Raw genomic sequence first — 19,036 nt, 5'->3', positions numbered from 1 at the left:
ATCATGATCAGTCCTGGGTCGGCCAACCCGGCCAGACCGTGATCGTCGAGGTCCACGCGAGCACGTCGCGGGTGCTGTTGATCATGGTCGACAGGGCGATCGACCGGTGGTCGGTGGTGGCCAGCCACTGACCGATGTACGGCAGCACGGCGGTGTCCATCAGGCCGAGCAGCCTGCCGGAGCGGGACGTGCTGGTCGGCTGCAACGGCAGCTGGTAGCCGGCGTGCGGTGCCGGCGGTTTCTGCTCCTGGGCGAGCAGCTCGCGGACCAGCCGGTCCCGCAGATCGCGATAGCGGGCCAGGCTGGACCGGGCATGATCAGCTTGCCGGTCGGAGAGCTCGGCGAGTGCCGTCTGGTAGCCGAAGATGATCGCGTAACACTGCTCCAACAGGTTCTTCGCAGCCTCGGCAGGGTCGGGCAGTGCGATCGCCACGCGTTGACCTCCTGCCGGTTCGGCTGCCGGATCGCGGCCGTCGGTGAGCGCACTGCCGTAGCTGACGGCGGCCGCAGACAATGATCCCCAGAGCAGTGCCAACTCCTCCAGCTGATCGTCGGGTCCGCCGGGTCGGAGCGCCCGGGCGCGGTGCTCCTTGCCGGCTGCAGCCTCCAGTGCTGCGAACGCCTTGATCGCCTTCGCCGGGGTGGCGGGGATCCGGGTCGTCGGTGTCGCCGATGCCGTGGACGAGGCAGAGGCGGTCGAGGACGGGTTCGATGAGGTCGGGGTCGCAGAGGTCGAGGCGGGCGAGGCTGAACCAGAGGCGCTAGGCGATGGTGTGGCGGCCGATCCGGATGGGGTCGGCCGCGGCAGGTCGAACGGTGCGGTCGAGGCCAACACGGCGAGATGGTTCAGATGGGCATCCCTCAGCTGCGCGATCAACTGCCGCTCGCCGTGGGACAGCTCGGCCCGATGCCTGGCCAGCAGGGCGTCGGCGTAATCCGCCAGCTCCTTCTCGGTCGCGGCGCCATCGACCGTGCCGGGCAGCGGAGTGGGCGTCGGGGTCTGCGCTCTGTCCGGTCCCGGACCGGGGACCAGCGGGCTGTCGGTGCAGCCGGTCAGGGCGAGGCCGGCCACCCCGGTGAAGATCAACAGCGAGCGCCGGCCGAAGGTGTGCACGGCCGGTCGGCGGGCTGCCGCTGTCACGGCGCACCCACCTCACTCGTCGCTGTCGGACACTGGTCGCTGTTGCCCACTTCTCGCCTTTGCTCGCGTCACTGACGGCAGGCACGGTGCAGCCTGCCCCCGGACAGTAACGCACTGTGCGATGATGTCCGGCACAATCCCCGGCCGACAGCCACGCGCTCGGGCCGGACGCACAACTGCAGGACACAACCGGATCGAAGGACATCAACGTGTTGCATCAGGAATACACGCTCGGACCGCGGCTGCGCAGCGGCGTGCGGAGGCCGCGATGAAGGCCGACCAGATCGCGGGTGTCCTGGAGCCTGTGCTCGAACAGTTCACGTTGGATCTCGATGCCGTCGAGGTCAAGCCGGCCGGCAAGCGCAGCGTGGTCCGGGTGGTCGTCGACGGCGACGGGCCGGACGGCACCGGCCCGTCCCTGGACGACATCGCCGAAGCAACCCGGGCGGTCTCGTCGGCCCTGGACGCCTCCGATGTGACCGGCGCCGGCCCGTACACGCTGGAAGTCACCTCCCGCGGCGTCAGTCGGCCGCTCATCCTGCCACGGCACTGGCGACGCAATGTCGACCGCCTGGTGAAGGTGACGCTGACGACGGGGGAGACGATCACCGGCCGGATCACCGGCAGCGACGAGACCCAGGCCGCCCTCGACGTGGACGGTGCACCGCGACAGATCGGCTACGACGAGATCGACACCGCGCTGATCCAGGTCGAGCTGAACCGCAAGCCGCGCCCGGCGCCGGCCGACCCGGCCCAACCCGAGAAGGAGAACTGAGCGAGATGGACATCGACATCTCCGTCCTGCGACTGATGGAGCGGGAGAAGGACATCCCGTTCGACCTCCTCGTGAACGCGATCGAGGAGGCGTTGCTCTCGGCCTACGAGAAGACCCCGAGCGCGGTGCCGGGCTCGAAGATCGAGCTGAACCGCAAGAGCGGTCACGTCCGGGTGCTGGCCCCCGAACTGGACGACGAGGGCAACCGGATCGGCGAATACGACAACACCCCCGAGGGTTTCGGCCGGGTTGCCGCGTCGACCGCGCGGCAGGTGATCTTCCAGCGGCTGCGGGACGCCGAGGACGAGCAGAAGTTCGGCCACTTCTCCGGAGTCGAGGGTGACATCGTCTCCGGTGTCATCCAGCAGGGTCACGACGCCCGTACGGTGCTGGTGGACCTGGGCAAGATCGAGGCGATCATGCCGCAGGCAGAGCAGGTGCCGGGCGAGACCTACCGGCACGGCGCCCGGATCAAGGTCTATGTGGTCTCGGTCCGCAAGGAGACCCGTGGCCCGCAGGTCGTGGTCTCCCGGACTCACCCCGGCCTGGTCGAGCGGCTGTTCTCGCTCGAGGTGCCGGAGATCGCCGACGGGACCGTCGAGATCAAGGCGGTGGCCCGGGAAGCCGGCCACCGCAGCAAGATCGCGGTGCAGAGCACCAACCGTGACGTCAGCGCCAAGGGTGCCTGCATCGGCCCGATGGGGCAGCGGGTCCGCGCGGTGATGCACGAACTGAACGAGGAGAAGATCGACATCATCGACTACTCCGAGGACCCGGCGACCTTCGTCGGTCAGGCGCTGTCACCGGCCAAGGTCAGCTCGGTCACCGTCGTCGACGAACGGGCCCGCGCGGCCCGGGTCGTGGTGCCGGACTATCAACTGTCGTTGGCGATCGGCCGCGAAGGTCAGAACGCGCGGCTCGCCGCCCGGCTGACCGGCTGGCGGATCGACATCCGCTCCGACACCGCACCTGCCGACGACTGACACCGGCTCCCCGAGCTGGTCGACGGCCCCTGAGCTTGTGGAAGGGTCCTGAGCTCGTCGAAGGGGCGTGCTCGACTTCACCCTCCTGGGACAGGCTCGGGGTCCGTGGGCTGCGTTCGTACCTAGGATTGTCGAATCGGGTCGTGGCTCATTCGTCTACGTAGTAGTCGACCGCTCCATCGGCGGTCCGTGGGCGAGGGAGAGCCATGACCGAGGTCATGCGGCAGGAGACGACGGGAGCGACCGCAGCGGTCCGTGCCGGGTCGGCTCGGCGGACGTTGCCGGTGCTGGGCGGGTTGATGGCGTTGGGTCCGCTGTCGGTGGACATGTATCTGCCGGCGTTGCCCGGGATCCGGGCCGAGCTGGCTGCAACACCGGCCACCATCCAACTGACGATCACCGGTGTCATGGTCGGCATGGGGCTCGGCCAGCTGATAGTCGGACCACTGTCGGATGCGATCGGTCGGCACCGACCACTGCTGGCCGGACTGATCGTGTACGTGATCGGGTCTCTGCTGTGTGTCGTCGCTCCCGACGCGACGTTGCTGGTGGCCGCGCGGATCCTGCAAGGTGTCGCGATCTCGACCGCCGGCGTGATCGCCACCGCCTCCGTACGGGATCTCTACAGCGGCAGCAGGTTGGCTCGGGTGCTCAGTCGGTTGATGATCATTCCGATGGCAGCCCCGGTGGTCGCGCCGACCATCGGCAGCGGGCTGCTGAGCATCGCTCCCTGGCGCGGAGTGTTCGTCGTGCTCGGTGCCGTCGGGCTGGCGATGTTGATCATCGTGGCGGTATCGGCGCCACGGGACGTGGCGCCCGGCGCACCGGTTCGGGGTGCGGAACGCCCGCTGCGGCTGATCATGATGCGGTCGGTGGAGGCGTACCGGTTGCTGCTCGGCGATCGCCAGTATGTGGCTGCGGCGGTGATCATCGGTGCGGCGATGGCGGCGCTGATGGGCTATGTGGCCGGCGCACCGTTCGTGCTGCAGGGGAGCTACGGCTTGGACCAGCATCAGTTCGGTCTGGTGTTCGGTGCCGGCGGTGTGAGCTTGATCATCTCCGGTCAGCTGAACGCACACCTGCTGCGTCGCTACCCGCCGGAGCGCATCCTGCGGGTCGCCGTCCTCGCCGGTGTGCCGACAGTCGGCTGGTTGGCCGTCGCCGCGAGCACCGGGACGGGTGGCCTGGCCGGACTGCTGATCGGCTTGTGGCTGCTGCTCGGCGTGATCGGGATGGTCTTCCCCAACGCTCCCGCCGTCGCGATGTCTCGGCACGGTGAACGGGCCGGCAGCGCGGCCGCGCTGATCGGCGGCGTCCAGTTCGGTCTGGGCGCCGCCGGCGCTCCCGTGGTCGGCCTGTTGGGCAACACCGAGGCGGCGCTGGTCGCTGTGGCTGCTGCCGGGATGCTGATCGCTGCCGGCACCGTCATCCTGGCCCGGGTCGGCCGCCGATCCGAGCCGTGAGGGCTCAATCGTCGCTGGCGTCGCGGTCGCCGAGGAAGGCGATCAGATCCGGATCAGCTGTGGTCAGGCGATCGACCTCTTCGCCGGCGTCGCAGCGACACAGCGACACCGTCACCTGCCCGTGTCGGCGGGCCAGCACCCGCCAGGTCCCGCCCAGGTCCTGCCAGCGCCGGACCTGGTCGACCGCTGACGTCCGGGGCGCATCCTCGACCATGCATCCATGATCCACCCGCGGCCCCGGCATTCAGCTGTCGGGCGGGATCGGTACGAACGTAGCGATGTGATCTGCGTCACCTAAGTCGTGCGTCGGCGATGTCGGATGTGCTTAGGTCTGGTTGGCGCCAGACGACCGGGAGACGTCCCGGGCCCGATCATCAGCTGCGGGGCTGCGATCGCTCTCCCCGAGCGGCCGCGTTCCGACCCCTGACCAGGACGAGGACGTTTCCATCATGCCTACCACCGAACAACTTGGACCGATCCTGAACGACTGGCGGACCGTGCTCGGCGACAACGCCACCGCCGGCGCCGAATTCGAAGGCCGGGAGCTCTGGCCGGTCACCGCAACCGACGGCCGGTGCTACTTCCTCAAACGTCTCGGCCCGTGGCGCAATCTCCCGCTGGCCGACGAATTCCGGGTGCTCCGGCACTTGGCGGCGCGAGGGATCCTCGTCGCGGAATATCTGATCACCGATCGGGCTCGGCTCTATGCCGGTGCGATCGAGGACTCGTACGTGTTGATGCCGCGGCTGGCCGAATCCCGGCTCGATCGGCGCGCCGTCCTGGCGCTGGAGCCGGTGATCGGCGCCGCCGTGGCCGACCTGCACGCCGCGCTGGCCGGACATCCGTGGCCGGTCGCCTCCTACCACGAGGACATCGTGGGCAACCTGCGGCGGGAGCTGGACCTGCCGCCCGATCTTGCGGAGGCCTACGAGGCCCGCCGTGATCGGGTGATCGACGATCTGACCGGGCTGCCGGAGCAGCTGATCCATGGTGATCTGACCATCGACAACGTGTTGCTCGGCGACGTCATCGCCTTCATCGACCTTGATCATCTTCCGTACGGGCTACGACTGTGGGATCTCGCGAAGTACCTGTCCCGGCGGCTGCGCTGTCCGGCGTCGGAGGCGGCGGAGGCGCTGCCGCATCTGAGTCGCTTCCTGTCCGGCTATCAGCAGCGCAGTCCGTTGTCGGCGGCCGAACTGGCGGCGTTCCCGTCCTTGATCATCGGCGCCGGAGTGATCGAGATCTCCTACCTGAGGCAGGTGCTGTCCGGCGCCCTGGAGCGCCGCCGGCTTCCCGATCATGAACGCACTCTGTGGGCCACCGTGGAGGCCCTGCGCTGGCAGCTCGATGATCACGATTCGATCGCCGAAGCCGTCCGTAGCACCTAGACCACCCCGCCGACCCGGCACTTTCTCCCCGACACGCCCGGCGTGTCGGGGAGAAAGTGCCGGGTCAGCGGGGTTCAGATCACGCCGAGGGCGAGCATCGCGTCGGCGACCTGGGTGAAACCGCTGATGTTGGCGCCGGCGACGTAGTTGCCCGGCACGCCGTACTCGTCGGCGGTGGTCAGGCAGCGGTCGTGGATGTTGCGCATGATCACGGCCAGCCGCTCCTCGGTGTGCTCGAAGGTCCAGGAGTCGCGGGACGCGTTCTGCTGCATCTCCAGGGCACTGGTCGCCACACCACCGGCGTTGGCCGCCTTGCCCGGCGCGAACGCGACACCGGAGGAGGTCAGCAACCGGACCGCGTCCGGCACGCACGGCATGTTGGCGCCCTCGGCGACGGCGATGCAGCCGTTGCCGATCAGCGTTTCGGCGTCGGCGACGCTCAACTCGTTCTGGGTCGCACAGGGCAGTGCGACGTCGCAGGGCAGCTGCCAGATGGACCCGTCGGCCACGAAGCGGGCGTCACCGCCGCGCAGTTCGGCATATTCGGCGATCCGGCCGCGGCGGGTCTCCTTCACCTCGCGCAGCAGCTCCAGGTCGATGCCCTTCTGGTCCACGACGTAGCCGCTGGAGTCGGAACAGCCGATCACCGTGCCGCCGAGTTGCTGCACCTTCTCGATCGCATAGATCGCCACATTGCCCGAGCCGGAGACGACGACGGTCTTGCCGTCCATGCTGTCGCCGCGGGTGCGCAGGATCTCGTCGACGAAGAACACCGTGCCGTAGCCGGTCGCCTCGGTGCGGACCTGGGATCCGCCCCAGGTCAGGCCCTTGCCGGTCAGTACGCCGGACTCGTACCGGTTGGTGATCCGCTTGTACTGGCCGAACAGGTAGCCGATCTCCCGGCCGCCGACACCGATGTCGCCCGCCGGGACGTCGGTGTATTCGCCGATGTGCCGGTAGAGCTCGGTCATGAACGACTGGCAGAAGCGCATGATCTCGCCGTCGGAGCGGCCCTTCGGGTCGAAGTCGCTGCCACCCTTGCCGCCGCCGATCGGCAGCCCGGTGAGGGCGTTCTTGAAGATCTGCTCGAAGCCGAGGAACTTGACGATTCCCAGGTAGACGCTGGGATGGAACCGCAAACCGCCCTTGTACGGGCCGAGCGAGGAGTTGAACTCGACCCGGAAGCCACGATTGATCTGCACCCGGCCGTCGTCGTCGACCCACGGCACCCGGAAGATGATCTGCCGTTCCGGCTCGCACAGTCGACGGATCACCTGCTCGTCGGCGTACTGCGGATGCTTGGCGACCACCGGGGCGAGGCTGTCCAGCACCTCGTGAACAGCCTGATGGAATTCGACCTCGCCCGGGTTTCGGCGCAGGACTTCGTCATAGATCTCGTGCAGGGATTCGGCGAGGGCAGGCAACGGCACTCCGTTCTTCGGTGGGAAGAGGGGTTCGGCTGGATGGTTCGGGTCCCGAACCTATCGGGCAGACCGTTGCCGGAGACAATTTCGTGCCAAGCGGCGAGACGGGACGGAGCAGTCCGACCGGAGATCATCTCTGGTCGCAGGCGGTCGACGCGCCGCAAAATGATCCGCCGCGGTGTTGGCCGCCCGCGTAGACTCTGCCGACGTGGAACCGGTGCGCACCTGTGTCGGGTGTCGTGGCCGGGAGAACAAGGCTGATCTGCTCCGACTGACCGTGGTCGGCGGGGCGATCCGGGTCGATCAAGCCCAACGGAGGCCGGGGCGCGGCGTGTATCTGCACCCTCGACCGTCCTGTTGGGACCAGGCGTTCCGCAAACGTGCTCTGACGCGCGGCCTGCGGGCGCCGACCGCCGATCCGAGCCCGGCGTCGGAGGACCTGCGCAGGCTCACCCCCGAGGGCGACGATCAATCGCTCGACCGTGGGGGCCCGCTTAGGTGAATCGATGCGGGGTGGCATAGAGTTCTCTGTTGAATCCGTCCACCTCGGTGGACTGAAGCACGCCCTGTCCGCGACCGCGGTCAGGTCTGGAACCAGAAGGTGGGCTAACAGCTCATGACCACTCGATGAGTATCGCTCAATGAGCACGCACAACAACTAACTGGTCCAAGGCACCACACCGCCACAACGATCCGGCGGACTGGTGACCGGCTTGGACCGCACGAGGGAGAGTAGTGGCAAAGGTCCGAGTCTACGAGCTCGCGAAGGAGCTCGGAGTCACCAGCAAGGACGTTCTGAACACGTTGAAGGACATGGGCGAATTCGTCCGGTCGGCCTCGTCGACCGTCGAAGCGCCCGTGGAACGCCGGCTCAAGGAGAAGCTGGCGAACGAGCCGATCAAGAAGGGCCGCAAGGGCGCCAAGAAGGCGACCCCGGCACCCCCGAACGGCGCCACCGCAGCGAACGCCGGCGGCGCTGCTCAGGCCTCGTCGCCCCAGCCGACGCCCGGCTCACCGAAGCCGACTCCGGGGCCGACCCCTGGCGCGCCCAAGCCCGGCCCGCTCGGCGATCGGGCTGCGCGCCCGCAGTCGCCCGAGGTGACGGCTCCTGCGACCGGCGCCGAGTCGGCCGTCGAATCCCCGGCTGCCCAGGCTCCGGCGACCGAGACCCCGTCCGCCGAGACCCCTGCCCCGGAGCGCACCGCTCCGGAGGCCGGCGACGCAACCGGCGGGACGAGCGCGCCCTCCGGCGATCAGCCGACGGCCGGACAGCCCGGCCCGACCGGTTCGGGCCCGACCGGTTCCGGTGCAGGCCGGACGCCGACGCCGGGCCCGCGCCCGGGTCCCCGACCCGGTCCCGCCGCACGACCGGGCGACAACCGTCCGGCACGACCGGGACGTCCCGGCGACGGTCGACCCGACAACCGGGAGCGGCCGGCCGGTCGACCGGGCGACGGACGCCCCGGTGAGGGCCGTCCGGGTCCGCGTCGGGACGGTCAGGCGCCGCGACCGCGTCCGGGATCGACCGGCGGTCTGCCGGGTGGAGCACCGCGTCCGCGGCCGTCCGGCCCGCGGCCGGGCAACAACCCGTTCTCCTCGTCCCAGGGGATGGGCACCTCTGCTCGCGGGCCGCGGCCCGAGGGCGGCGGTCGTCCCGGGATCCCGCGTCCGCCGGCAGGCCGTGGTGGCGCCGGTGCCGGTGCTGGGTCCGGCGGTCCGCGTCCGGGTGGTGGTGGCGGCTCCGGCATGCCGCGACCGAACCCGGCGATGATGCCCCGGCAGAGCAACAGCCAACTCGGCCAGGCCGGCCCGCGGGGTCGTGGCGGCCCCGGCGGCGGTCGTGGCCGTGGTGGCCCCGGCGGTGGCGGCAACCGTGGTCCGGGCGGCGGTCCGGGTGGTCCGCCTGCCGGTCGCGGCGGCCGTGGCGGTCGCGGCGGCACCCAGGGTGCCTTCGGTCGCCCGGGTGGCCCGTCCCGTCGTGGACGCAAGTCCAAGAAGCAGCGGCGTCAAGAGTTCAACGAGATGGAGGCGCCGTCGATCGGTGGCGTGCGCGTCAAGCAGGGTGACGGCCAGGTCATCCGGCTGGCCCGCGGTGCCTCGCTGACCGACCTCGCCGAGAAGATCGGCGTCGATCCGGCAGCTCTGGTGCAGGTGCTGTTCCATCTCGGTGAGATGGTCACCGCAACCCAGTCGGTCGCCGACGACACCCTGCAGGTGCTGGGTGCCGAGCTCAACTACGACATCCAGGTCGTCTCGCCCGAGGACGAGGACCGGGAGCTGTTGGAGAGCTTCGACATCGAGTTCGGCGAGAACGAGGGTGGCGAGGAAGCCCTGGTCAGCCGTCCGCCGGTCGTCACCGTGATGGGTCACGTCGACCACGGCAAGACCCGGCTGTTGGACTCGCTGCGCAAGTCCAACGTCGCCGGCGGCGAGGCCGGTGGCATCACCCAGAGCATCGGTGCCTACCAGGTGTCGACCGAGGTCGATGATCAAGAGCGCAAGATCACCTTCATCGACACCCCGGGGCACGAGGCGTTCACCGCCATGCGTGCCCGTGGTGCGAAGTCGACCGACATCGCCGTCCTGGTGGTGGCCGCCGACGACGGTGTGATGCCGCAGACCATCGAGGCACTGAACCACGCCCAGGCGGCAGATCTGCCGATCGTGGTCGCGGTCAACAAGATCGACAAGGAAGGCGCCGATCCGACCAAGGTCCGCGGTCAGCTGACCGAGTACGGGCTGGTGCCGGAGGAATACGGCGGCGAAACGATCTTCGTCGACGTCTCCGCGATCAGCGGTGTCGGGCTGGACAGCCTGCTGGAAGCGGTCGTGCTGACCGCCGACGCGGCGCTCGATCTGCGGGCCAACCCGGAGATGGACGCCCAGGGTGTCGCCATCGAGGCGCACCTGGACAAGGGACGCGGCCCGGTGGCCACCGTCCTGGTCCAGCGCGGAACGCTGCGGGTCGGCGACTCGATCGTCGCCGGGCCGGCGTACGGCCGCGTTCGTGCTCTGCTCAGTGACAGCGGGGAGAACGTGGACGAGGCTCCGCCGTCGATGCCGGTGCAGGTGCTCGGTCTGACCGCCGTACCCGGAGCCGGCGACAGCTTCATCGTCGTCGACGACGACCGGACCGCACGGCAGATCGCCGATCGGCGTGAGGCCCGGGCCCGGATGGCCGCGCAGGCCGCCGGTGCTCGCCGCAAGACGCTGGATCAGCTCTTCGAGCAGTTGGAGAAGGGCGAGACCCAGGAGCTGCTGCTGATCCTGAAGGGCGACAGCTCCGGTTCGGTCGAGGCGTTGGAGGACGCGCTGACCAAGATCGACGTCGGCGACGAGGTGTCGCTGCGGGTGATCGACCGCGGTGTCGGTGCCATCACCGAGACCAACGTCAGCCTGGCGTCGGCCTCCAACGCAGTGATCATCGGTTACAACGTCCGCGCTCAGGGCAAGGCCACCGAGTTGGCCGACCGTCAGGGTGTCGACGTCCGGTACTACTCGGTGATCTACGCCGCGATCGACGAGATCGAGGCGGCACTGAAGGGCATGCTGAAGCCGATCTACGAAGAGGCCCAGCTGGGTACGGCGGAGATCCGCGAGATCTTCCGTTCGTCGAAGGCCGGCGTCATCGCGGGTTGTATGGTCACCAGCGGCCTGATGCGACGCAACGCCAAGGCGCGGTTGCTGCGCGACGGTGTCGTGGTGCTCGACGACTCCAGCATCGCCTCCCTGCGGCGGGAGAAGGACGACGCCACCGAGGTCCGTGAGGGCTATGAGTGTGGTCTGACGTTGAACAACTACTCCGACATCAAGGTCGGGGACATCGTCGAGACCTACGAGATGCGCGAGAAGCCGCGCGACTGATCGCGTTCAGTAGTTCCCGCGCAGGTTCGGTTCTCCCGCGGAGGATCGAACCTGCGCGGGAGCATCACACCTGCGCGGGAACGCGGAGGAATCGAAGTTGGGAGTCGTGGTGGCATCACCTCGAGTGTTGAAACTCGCCGATCAGATCAAGGTCATCGTCGCCGAGATGCTGGAGCGCCGGGTCAAGGATCCACGGCTCGGTTTCGTGACCGTCACCGATGTCCGGCTGACCGGGGACACCCGGGAGGCGACCGTCTTCTACACCGTCTTCGGTGAGGACGCCGATTGGGACGGTACGGCCGCGGCCCTGAAGTCGGCGACCGGACTGATCCGATCGCAGGTCGGTAAGCAGTTGGGGCTGCGCTTCACGCCGACGCTGACCTTCCAGGCCGACGCGGTGCCGGAATCGGCTCGGCAGATCGATGATCTGCTGGCCAAGGCACGGGCCAGCGATGACGAAGTGGCCCGGCGAGCGGCCGGAGCGAGCTATGCCGGCGAGGTCGACCCGTACAAGCACGACGACGAGGCCGACGAGGATCCGCAGGGTCCCGGGACTGTCGACGACCGGGGCAATGCCTGAGGCTGCCACCTCGGGGATCGTCGTCGTCGACAAACCCGCCGGTCTGACCTCGCACCAGGTGGTCGGCAGGATGCGTCGACTGGCGCACACCCGCAAGGTGGGCCACGCCGGAACGCTCGACCCGATGGCCACCGGTGTGCTGCTGATCGGCATCGAACGAGCCACCCGGCTGCTCGGCCATCTGGCGCTGACCGAGAAGGAGTACGAGGCGACGATCCGGCTCGGCGTCAGCACCGTGACCGACGACGCCGAAGGCGAGATCACCGAAACCCACGGCGCGGTCGGGGTCACCGACGAAGCGATCGCGGCCGGTATCGCGGCGTTGACCGGCGAGATCCAGCAGATCCCTTCGTCGGTGTCGGCGATCAAGATCAACGGCGTACGGTCCTACGCCCGGGTCCGGGCAGGAGATCAGGTCGAGCTGGCCGCCCGGCCGGTGACGGTGAGCCGCTTCGATCTGTTGCAGCGCACGGATGCCGACGTCGAGACTGTCGCCGTTGTCGATCTTGACGTCCGGGTGGTCTGTTCGTCGGGGACCTACATCCGGGCGCTGGCCCGTGATCTTGGTCGCAGCCTCGGCGTCGGTGGCCATCTGACCCGGCTGCGTCGGACCAGGGTCGGAGGATTCGGCAGTGCGGAGTCCCGGACCCTGGAGCAGCTCGAAGATGATCTTGGAATCATCGATCTGCCGACGGTCACCCGGCAGACCTTCCGATCGCTCGACCTGACCCCCGAACAGGCATCCTGGGTGCGCAACGGTCGTCGGCTGCCCGACGTGTCGTTGCCGACCGGACTGACCGCTCTGTATGCGCCGGACGGGGAATTCCTCGCGCTCTACCGGCCCGCCGACGGCGGCGCCGTCGCCGAGGCCGTCTTCGTCTGAGACGCCGACCGCGGCACACCAGACGTGGCGTGCTTTACTGGCGGCCGAGTCGGACACAGCAGGAGGAGAAACGTCGATGAGTCAGAGCCGGGTGGTCGTGATCGGCAACTTCGACGGCGTTCACCGTGGCCACCAGAAACTCATCGCCGCAGCCCGTCGAGCGGCCGGTGAACGAGTCGACGGCGGTGCCGTTATCGCCGTCACGTTCTGGCCGCATCCGATGTCGGTGATCCGGCCCGACCGGACCCCATTGCTGCTCACCGACATCAACGAACGACGCAACCTGCTGACCGCCGCCGGCGTCGACGAGGTGATCGTCGTGGAGTTCACCGAGACCGTCGCCGGCTGGCCGCCGGAGCATTTCGTCGACGAAGTGCTGCGACCCCTGCGGCCGACCAAGATCATGGTCGGGGAGAACTTCCGCTTCGGCTTCCGGGCCGCCGGTGACGTCGAACTTCTCGGCAAGCTCGGCGGCGACTCGGCAGGCCACGGCGGCTTCGCGGTGGAAGGCATCTCGCTGCTCCAGGCCGGTGACCAGCCCGATTCCTCGACCCGGGTCCGCGCGGCCATCGCCGATGGCGACGTCGAACTGGCCGCCGAACTCCTGGACCGCCCGTTCCGCGTTCGTGGTGTCGTCATCCAGGGTGCCCAGCGCGGCCGCGAGATGGGCTTCCCGACCGCAAACGTCCCGGTGCCCGCCGGGCTCGCGGTGCCCGCCGACGGCGTCTACGCCGGCTGGCTGACCCGGCTCGATCGACCCCACGCCGACCGGTTGCCGGCGGCGATCTCGGTCGGCAGCAACCCCACCTTCGTCGGCGAGGACCGCCGGGTGGAGACCTACGTCCTGGATCGCACCGACCTGGAACTGTACGGCGTCGAGATCGCCGTCGACTTCGAGCACCGGCTCCGCGGACAGATCAAGTACACCGGGATGGAAGCGTTGATCGAGCAGATGCATCTCGACGTCGACCGGGCCCGCGAGCTGCTGCAGCTCTGACGGCAGGCATCGGCTGCAGGACCGTCGGCCGAACCGCCGGTGACGGTCCGACGAAAACCCTTGCGGCTCCGTACCGAATCTGCGTGACTACCGTCCGTGGACACCGACAACAGACCCTCCTTCGGCCGACGCGGTGCGCTGATCGGCGCTGCCGGACTCGCATCGGCCGGATTGGCAACCGCCGGACTGGCGGCCGCTGGATCGGCGCCGACCGCTCGTGCCGACGACAAGCGCCGTTCGCCGCGGACGCATCCCGGTCGGGTGCGGAGCGGGCTGCAACGGCTGGCCGACCACGGCTATCGAGAACTGGCCGGGGAGAAGGTCGGCATCCTGACCAACCCGACCGGCGTCTTCGACGACCTGCAGCACGAGGTCGACGTCCTGCAGGCCGACCCCCGGGTCATGGTGACTGCGGTGTTCGGGCCGGAGCACGGCTTCCGGGGAACCGCCCAGGCCAACGACTCCGAAGGCAGCTTCGTCGACGACAAGACCGGGCTCACGGTCTACGACACCTTCGAGCTGAGTGGTCGTCCGCTGGCCGACGTGCTGCAGCGGTCCGGGGTGGATACGGTGCTGTTCGACATCGCCGATGTGGGTGCGCGGTTCTACACCTACATCTGGACGCTGTTCGACACCATGGCGGCGGCCGTGCTGGCGGGCAAGCGGGTGGTGGTGCTGGACCGGCCGAATCCGCTGGGCGGACGGCGCGCATCGGGGCCGGTGATGCGGCCGGGATACGAGACGTTCGTCGGCAGGGCTCCGATCTCGCTGGTGCACGGGATGACCGTCGGTGAGCTGGCGACGCTGTTCAACGCCGAGTTCCTTCCCGAGCGCGTCGGGGGACCGGTCGACCTGACGGTGATCGAGATGGACGGCTGGTGGCGCGACTGCGGCTACGGCGAGGACGGCCTGCCGTGGGTGCTGCCGTCGCCCAACATGCCGACCCTGGAGACCGCGATCGTCTATCCCGGCAGTTGCCTGTTGTCCGGCACCAATCTCTCCCAGGGCCGCGGCACGACCCGGCCGTTCCAGATCGTCGGCGCACCGTTCGTCGACCACCGGCTCGCCGCGGAGCTGGCCGCACGGCGGCTGGACGGCCTGGCCGTCCGGGAGGCGTACTTCGCGCCGACCTTCTCCACCTACAGCGGTGAGAACTGTGTCGGCATCGACGTCGCGGTGACCGACTGGCGCGCCGTCGACGCGGTCGCATACGGCGTCGCCCTGCTGTCGGCGCTGCGGCACCTGTATCCGCAGGACTTCCGATGGCGCAACGAGGGCACCGAGGACGATCCGCAGTTCTGGATCGACAATCTGACCGGTTCGCCGCTGGTCCGCGAGGGAGTCGATGCGGGCCATCCAGTCGAGCGGATCGTTGCCTCCTGGACGACCGAGCTGCACCGTTTTGCCGCCGTCCGGCGCCGCTATCTGCGCTACTGACCGGCCCGGGGTGCGCTCCGGTGCGGCGGTCGACGCTGGACCCGATACTCGCGGACGGTGAGTGCGGTCACCGCGATATCGAACAAGGTCAACAGCAGCAGGCTCAGCCGCGGATCGATGACGTACTCATAGACCTGGTAGCCGATGAAGGCCACCAGGGCGGCGATCATCCACGGGTAGGCCCAGAGCTTGTCCCGCAGGATCGCCAGCACCAGAACGACCTTGATCACGCCGTGCGCCAGCAGGTAGATCGCGACGAAGGTCAGGCTGTGCGCATCCAACCGATGGGCCGCCGCGACCAGACGGGTCGCCACGAAGTCGCGGGGGTCCTCGGTCAGCTCACCGCGGGTCAGGATGACGACCAACCGGCTGATCGTTGCCGGCCGCAGGAACAACACGAAGCAGCCGGCGACCAGTTCGCCGACTCCGTCCAGCCCCTTCAGGACGATGCCGATCTCGAACAGCCGGTCCAGCAGGGTCTTCGGGTGAAAACCCGGCATCGTCACCTCCTCCCATCCTGCCGATGTGGCGGCGATACGTCGTCCAATGTAACCGCGGCTACATTAGGCCCGTGACCAACACAGCGGATGCTCAGCCCGACTGGCAGGTGGTGCTGCTCCGACTGCCGAGCTCGCCGTCGCGGCACCGGGTCGCGGCCTGGCGCCGGCTGCGCAAGGCAGGAGCGCTGTCCCTGGGCCCGGGCGTCTGGGCCGTCCCCGACGTGCCGGCCTTCGTGGAGCACCTGGACCACGCGGTGGACAACGCCCGACGGGCCGGTGGCGAAGCGATCGTGCTGCAATCCCGCGGCCGCGAGCCGCAGGACAAGGCGGCGCTCCGGGCGATGTTCGAGGCGGCCCGGAACGAGGAGTGGGCCGAATTCCTGTCCGACTGTGCGAAGTTCCGGGCCGAACTGGCCAAGGAGATCCGGATCGCCAAGTTCACGCTGGCCGAGTTGGAGGAGGAGGAACAAAGCATGCAGCGGCTGCGTCGCTGGCACCGCGAGCTGACCGCCCGGGACGTCTTCGGCGCTGCCGCGGCCGCCGACGCCGGCCTCGCCCTGAAGGATTGTGTGGCTGCCTGCGAGGACTACGCCGAACGGGTCTACGACACGTTGCACGGCCGACAGCAACCCGCCCATGATCCTGGCGGCGACACCGGCTCGGGCGACGACACCGGCACGGAGGTCTGACGTGACACGAACCCCGGCAGCGGAGCGTTCGGTGTCCCGACGTCGGCTATGGCCGTTGTACGCCGCCGGTTTCACCACCGCCTTCGGCGCCCACGGCGTCGCAGCCAGCCTCGGCAGCCCGGACGGCGTGGTCCGCTCGCTGGTGTCATTGGGATTGCTGCTGGCGCTGTACGACCTGGCCGAGGTGGTGCTGAAGCCGGTCTTCGGGGCCCTGTCGGATCGGATCGGCGCCCGGCCGGTGCTGCTCGGTGGCCTGCTCGGATTCGCGGCGGTGTCGGCGGTCTATGCGGTGGTCGGCGGCACGCCGGCGCTCTGGGCGGTCCGGCTCGGGCAGGGGATCGCGGCATCGGCGTTCTCACCGTCCGCCTCGGCGCTGGTGGCCCGGCTCGGCGGCGCCAAACGACGGGGCCGCGCTTACGGCGGCTACGGCCTGTTCAAGAGTTTGGGCTACACCCTCGGTCCGCTGCTCGGCGGCCTGCTGGTGCATCTCGGCGGAATGCGGCTGTTGATCGGTTCGATGGCCGTCGTTGCGCTGCTCGTCGCCGGCTGGTGTGCACTGGCCGTTCCGGCACTGCCGACGCCGCCGAAGCAGCGGCAGACCGTTGTTGATCTTGCTCGACAGATCGTTCACCCGACCTTCCTGATCCCGGTGACCGCACTGGCGTTGGGCACTGCCGCCCTCTCGGTCGGGGTCGGCTTCCTGCCGGTGTCCGGTGGCGCCGACGGTCTCGGTGCGCTGGCCACCGGGGCGATCGTCTCGGTGTTGGCGCTGTCGTCGGCGGTCGTCCAGCCGCTGGCCGGTACGGCCCTGGACCGGGGTCGGCTGTCGTCCCGGATCGGGCTGACCGGCGGACTGGTCGTGATCGCGGCCGGGATGGCCTGTGCCACCCAGCCGAAGGTGATCTTCCTGGTGGCCGCTGCGCTGCTGATCGGGATCGGTGTCGGTCTGGTGACACCGGTCGGATTCGCCGCGCTGGCCGACCGCACCCCGGAGGCCGAGCTCGGTCGGACCATGGGCACCGCCGAACTGGGCCGCGAGCTCGGCGACGCCGGAGGTCCGCTGCTGGTCGGGGTGCTGGCGGCGGCGTACGGGTTGGGTTCGGGTTATCTGGTGTTGATGATCATCACCGTGCTCGGCGCGGGCACCGTGTTCTGGTGGTCACGACGCCACCAGGAGGCAGTGCGGTGATCACGCGGCGGTGATGATCACACGGGGGAGGATGATCACAACGGGCGCAGGATGGTCCGTCGGGCGATCTCCTCGGCCGTCGCGCGCTCCAGGTTGCCAGGGCCCGGCAGCAGCGCGTTCGCCGCACCGCAGCCGCTGGCCAGCCGGAGTGCGTCACCGGCGTCGGCTCCTTCATCGACGGCGGCCAACCAGCCTCCGAGAAACGAATCGCCACTGCCGACCGGATAGTGACCGTCGATGTCGGCCGGCAGTTCGGCGCGGATGATCTTGCTGCCGTCGGTGCCGACCGCGCCGGCCCGGCCGTCGGTGATGATCACCGAACCCTGGGTCCGGTCGGCAATGGCGATGATCATCGCGGACAGATCGGCGGAGTCAGGATCCTGCCCCAACAGTGCTGCCGCCTCGTAGCGGTTGATCTTGACCAACTGCGGGCTCGCCTCCAGGGCACCGGACAGTGCTGGACCGTGGGTGTCGATCGCGACCCGGACGCCGAGCGCGGAGGCTGCGGCGGTCAGCTCACCGAATGCGCCGTCCGGCAGACCCTGTGGTGCGCTGCCGTTGATCGCCAACCAACCCGCTCGGCCGTCCAGGTCCTCCCCGAGCGTGGTCCGGAACCGCTGCCACACATCGGTCGGGATCGGCGGTGCGTACGGGTAGATCTCGGTCAGGTCGCCGCGATCGCTGGCCGCGATCGACACGCAGGTTCGCGTCTCGCTCGGACTGTCGACGGCGTCGACCTGGATCCCGGCTGCCGACAGTTCGGAGGCCAGGAAGTCGCCGGTCGAACCGCCCAACACGGCCACCGTCGCCACCCGTGCTCCGGCCGTCGTCGCCGCCCGGGCCAGATTGAACGACTTGCCGCCCGCGACCCGATGGACCTCGGTCGGCCGGTGGATCGCGCCGAGTTCCAAGCTGTCGACCAGATAGGTGATGTCCAACGATGGGCTGAGCGCGGCGACCGTGATCACGGTCCGAGGGTACCGGCCAGCCACCCTCGGTGGCGGGAGGCGGAAATGCAGGTCGGATTCTCCCGCGGCTGGCACGATGTCGCGGCCCGCCGTACGGTCGGATCATGTCTGTCGTGATCCGACCGTCACGGTTGACCGACTCCGAGGAACTCGGGTCGGTGCATGTCGCCGCCTGGCAGGCTGCCTATCGCGGGATCATGCCCGACGACTATCTCGACGGCCTCGACCCGGTGGCCAACGCCCGGCGCCGGCGCAGGAACTTCGACGACCCGTCCCGGACCGGTACCGAACTGGCGGCCGAGCTCGACGGCCGGGTGGTCGGGTTCAGCTACTTCGGCCCGCCGCGCGACGAGGTGCCCGACGGCTGGGGCGAGCTGTGGGTGATCAATCTGCATCCGGGCGTCTGGCGGCGGGGGATCGGGACCAGGCTGTTCGCCGCCGCGGTCGACGGGCTGCGCGACGCCGGCTACCGGCACGGCTACCTGTGGGTGGTCGCCGACAACCAACGGGCCGTGGAGTTCTACCGACGCCAGGGCTGGGTGTCGGACGGGGCGACCAAGATCGATCAGCGGTTCGGCCCGCCGGTCACCGAAATCCGCTGCTCGGCCCGCCTGACCGATCAGCAGTAGCCCGACTCCGCCGGCGGTGGCCGGTCGTGGCCGGTCGGACTTCGTCACGGTCCGCGCAGCCAGGGCGATTGGGTAACACGTACTGCGATAACGCCTCGGATGTGCGCGAGGAGGGGCGATATG

General features: G+C 69.1%; 18 protein-coding genes. 13 read left to right on the top strand and 5 right to left on the bottom strand.

Annotated elements, in window-relative coordinates:
* Positions 1-7: 7 nt before the first annotated feature.
* Complete coding sequence (locus tag BLU38_RS03125; RefSeq protein WP_091519711.1) at positions 8-1,141, bottom strand: DUF4439 domain-containing protein; 1,134 nt, start codon at positions 1,139-1,141, stop codon at positions 8-10.
* 268 nt (positions 1,142-1,409) lie between these two features.
* Here BLU38_RS03125 and rimP point away from each other — a divergent pair, with 268 nt between their 5' ends.
* From rimP to BLU38_RS03110, 3 genes are all read left to right on the top strand, one after another.
* Complete coding sequence (gene rimP / locus BLU38_RS03120; protein WP_091519707.1) at positions 1,410-1,916, top strand: ribosome maturation factor RimP; 507 nt, start codon at positions 1,410-1,412, stop codon at positions 1,914-1,916.
* 5 nt (positions 1,917-1,921) lie between these two features.
* A complete protein-coding gene (gene nusA, locus BLU38_RS03115; protein ID WP_091519704.1) occupies positions 1,922-2,899 on the top strand; it encodes a transcription termination factor NusA in 978 nt (325 codons plus the stop codon).
* Between the two features lie 206 nt (positions 2,900-3,105).
* A complete protein-coding gene (locus tag BLU38_RS03110; RefSeq protein ID WP_091519701.1) occupies positions 3,106-4,362 on the top strand; it encodes a multidrug effflux MFS transporter in 1,257 nt (418 codons plus the stop codon).
* Between the two features lie 4 nt (positions 4,363-4,366).
* Here the strand turns inward: BLU38_RS03110 and BLU38_RS03105 are convergent, their stop codons facing one another.
* Entirely contained in the window at positions 4,367-4,576 is a 210-nt protein-coding gene (locus tag BLU38_RS03105) for a hypothetical protein (RefSeq protein ID WP_091531782.1), read from the bottom strand.
* Positions 4,577-4,811: 235 nt separating this feature from the next.
* Here BLU38_RS03105 and BLU38_RS03100 point away from each other — a divergent pair, with 235 nt between their 5' ends.
* Positions 4,812-5,753, top strand: coding sequence for a phosphotransferase enzyme family protein (locus BLU38_RS03100; RefSeq protein ID WP_091519697.1), 942 nt, complete (start codon positions 4,812-4,814; stop codon positions 5,751-5,753).
* A 74-nt stretch (positions 5,754-5,827) separates the two neighbouring features.
* On the opposite strand, the gene gdhA is transcribed toward BLU38_RS03100, so the two are convergent.
* Entirely contained in the window at positions 5,828-7,177 is a 1,350-nt protein-coding gene (gene gdhA / locus BLU38_RS03095) for an NADP-specific glutamate dehydrogenase (RefSeq protein WP_091531778.1), read from the bottom strand.
* Positions 7,178-7,355: 178 nt separating this feature from the next.
* Here gdhA and BLU38_RS32270 point away from each other — a divergent pair, with 178 nt between their 5' ends.
* The 6 genes from BLU38_RS32270 to BLU38_RS03065 all read left to right on the top strand — a co-directional run bounded on the left by BLU38_RS32270 (position 7,356) and on the right by BLU38_RS03065 (position 14,938).
* Positions 7,356-7,679 carry a YlxR family protein gene (locus BLU38_RS32270; protein ID WP_407939640.1) on the top strand — a complete coding sequence of 108 codons (324 nt, stop codon included), beginning with the start codon at positions 7,356-7,358 and terminating at the stop codon, positions 7,677-7,679.
* Between the two features lie 233 nt (positions 7,680-7,912).
* A complete protein-coding gene (gene infB / locus BLU38_RS03085; protein WP_091519693.1) occupies positions 7,913-11,041 on the top strand; it encodes a translation initiation factor IF-2 in 3,129 nt (1,042 codons plus the stop codon).
* 109 nt (positions 11,042-11,150) lie between these two features.
* On the top strand, positions 11,151-11,621 hold the full coding sequence (gene rbfA, locus BLU38_RS03080; RefSeq protein ID WP_197679966.1) for a 30S ribosome-binding factor RbfA: 471 nt from the start codon (positions 11,151-11,153) through the stop codon (positions 11,619-11,621).
* Positions 11,614-12,504, top strand: coding sequence for a tRNA pseudouridine(55) synthase TruB (gene truB / locus BLU38_RS03075; protein WP_091519682.1), 891 nt, complete (start codon positions 11,614-11,616; stop codon positions 12,502-12,504). The genes rbfA and truB overlap by 8 nt, the downstream gene beginning before the upstream one ends.
* 76 nt (positions 12,505-12,580) lie before the next feature.
* Positions 12,581-13,501 (top strand): bifunctional riboflavin kinase/FAD synthetase, encoded by a 921-nt coding sequence (locus BLU38_RS03070; RefSeq protein WP_091519680.1) that lies wholly within the window; start codon positions 12,581-12,583, stop codon positions 13,499-13,501.
* A 96-nt stretch (positions 13,502-13,597) separates the two neighbouring features.
* Positions 13,598-14,938, top strand: coding sequence for an exo-beta-N-acetylmuramidase NamZ family protein (locus tag BLU38_RS03065; protein WP_197679964.1), 1,341 nt, complete (start codon positions 13,598-13,600; stop codon positions 14,936-14,938).
* On the opposite strand, the gene BLU38_RS03060 is transcribed toward BLU38_RS03065, so the two are convergent.
* Complete coding sequence (locus BLU38_RS03060; RefSeq protein WP_157683188.1) at positions 14,932-15,438, bottom strand: DUF2127 domain-containing protein; 507 nt, start codon at positions 15,436-15,438, stop codon at positions 14,932-14,934. The genes BLU38_RS03065 and BLU38_RS03060 overlap by 7 nt on opposite strands.
* A gap of 71 nt (positions 15,439-15,509) precedes the next feature.
* Between BLU38_RS03060 and BLU38_RS03055 the strand changes: the two genes are divergently transcribed.
* Both BLU38_RS03055 and BLU38_RS03050 read left to right on the top strand, forming a co-directional pair.
* A complete protein-coding gene (locus BLU38_RS03055; protein WP_091519673.1) occupies positions 15,510-16,127 on the top strand; it encodes a Chromate resistance protein ChrB in 618 nt (205 codons plus the stop codon).
* 1 nt (position 16,128) lies between these two features.
* Positions 16,129-17,316 carry an MFS transporter gene (locus BLU38_RS03050; RefSeq protein ID WP_231920151.1) on the top strand — a complete coding sequence of 396 codons (1,188 nt, stop codon included), beginning with the start codon at positions 16,129-16,131 and terminating at the stop codon, positions 17,314-17,316.
* A gap of 35 nt (positions 17,317-17,351) precedes the next feature.
* On the opposite strand, the gene BLU38_RS03045 is transcribed toward BLU38_RS03050, so the two are convergent.
* Positions 17,352-18,284: a 1-phosphofructokinase family hexose kinase gene (locus BLU38_RS03045; RefSeq protein ID WP_157683187.1), complete on the bottom strand. Its 933-nt coding sequence runs from the start codon at positions 18,282-18,284 to the stop codon at positions 17,352-17,354.
* Positions 18,285-18,388: 104 nt separating this feature from the next.
* Between BLU38_RS03045 and BLU38_RS03040 the strand changes: the two genes are divergently transcribed.
* Positions 18,389-18,913: a GNAT family N-acetyltransferase gene (locus BLU38_RS03040; protein ID WP_091519662.1), complete on the top strand. Its 525-nt coding sequence runs from the start codon at positions 18,389-18,391 to the stop codon at positions 18,911-18,913.
* Positions 18,914-19,036: the final 123 nt, after the last annotated feature.

Source organism: Microlunatus soli, assembly GCF_900105385.1.
Lineage (GTDB): Bacteria > Actinomycetota > Actinomycetes > Propionibacteriales > Propionibacteriaceae > Microlunatus > Microlunatus soli.
The sequence above is the reverse complement of the archived record's forward strand: the minus strand, read 5'-3'. Positions and strand labels throughout refer to the sequence as shown.

Coding starts and splice junctions, on each gene's coding strand:
- BLU38_RS03105 (WP_091531782.1), bottom strand. CDS start 4,576: ATGGTCGAGGATGCGCCCCGGACGTCAGCGGTCGACCAGGTCCGGCGC.
- truB (WP_091519682.1), top strand. CDS start 11,614: ATGCCTGAGGCTGCCACCTCGGGGATCGTCGTCGTCGACAAACCCGCC.
- BLU38_RS03060 (WP_157683188.1), bottom strand. CDS start 15,438: ATGCCGGGTTTTCACCCGAAGACCCTGCTGGACCGGCTGTTCGAGATC.
- BLU38_RS03040 (WP_091519662.1), top strand. CDS start 18,389: ATGTCTGTCGTGATCCGACCGTCACGGTTGACCGACTCCGAGGAACTC.
- BLU38_RS03100 (WP_091519697.1), top strand. CDS start 4,812: ATGCCTACCACCGAACAACTTGGACCGATCCTGAACGACTGGCGGACC.
- rimP (WP_091519707.1), top strand. CDS start 1,410: ATGAAGGCCGACCAGATCGCGGGTGTCCTGGAGCCTGTGCTCGAACAG.
- nusA (WP_091519704.1), top strand. CDS start 1,922: ATGGACATCGACATCTCCGTCCTGCGACTGATGGAGCGGGAGAAGGAC.
- BLU38_RS03110 (WP_091519701.1), top strand. CDS start 3,106: ATGACCGAGGTCATGCGGCAGGAGACGACGGGAGCGACCGCAGCGGTC.
- BLU38_RS03070 (WP_091519680.1), top strand. CDS start 12,581: ATGAGTCAGAGCCGGGTGGTCGTGATCGGCAACTTCGACGGCGTTCAC.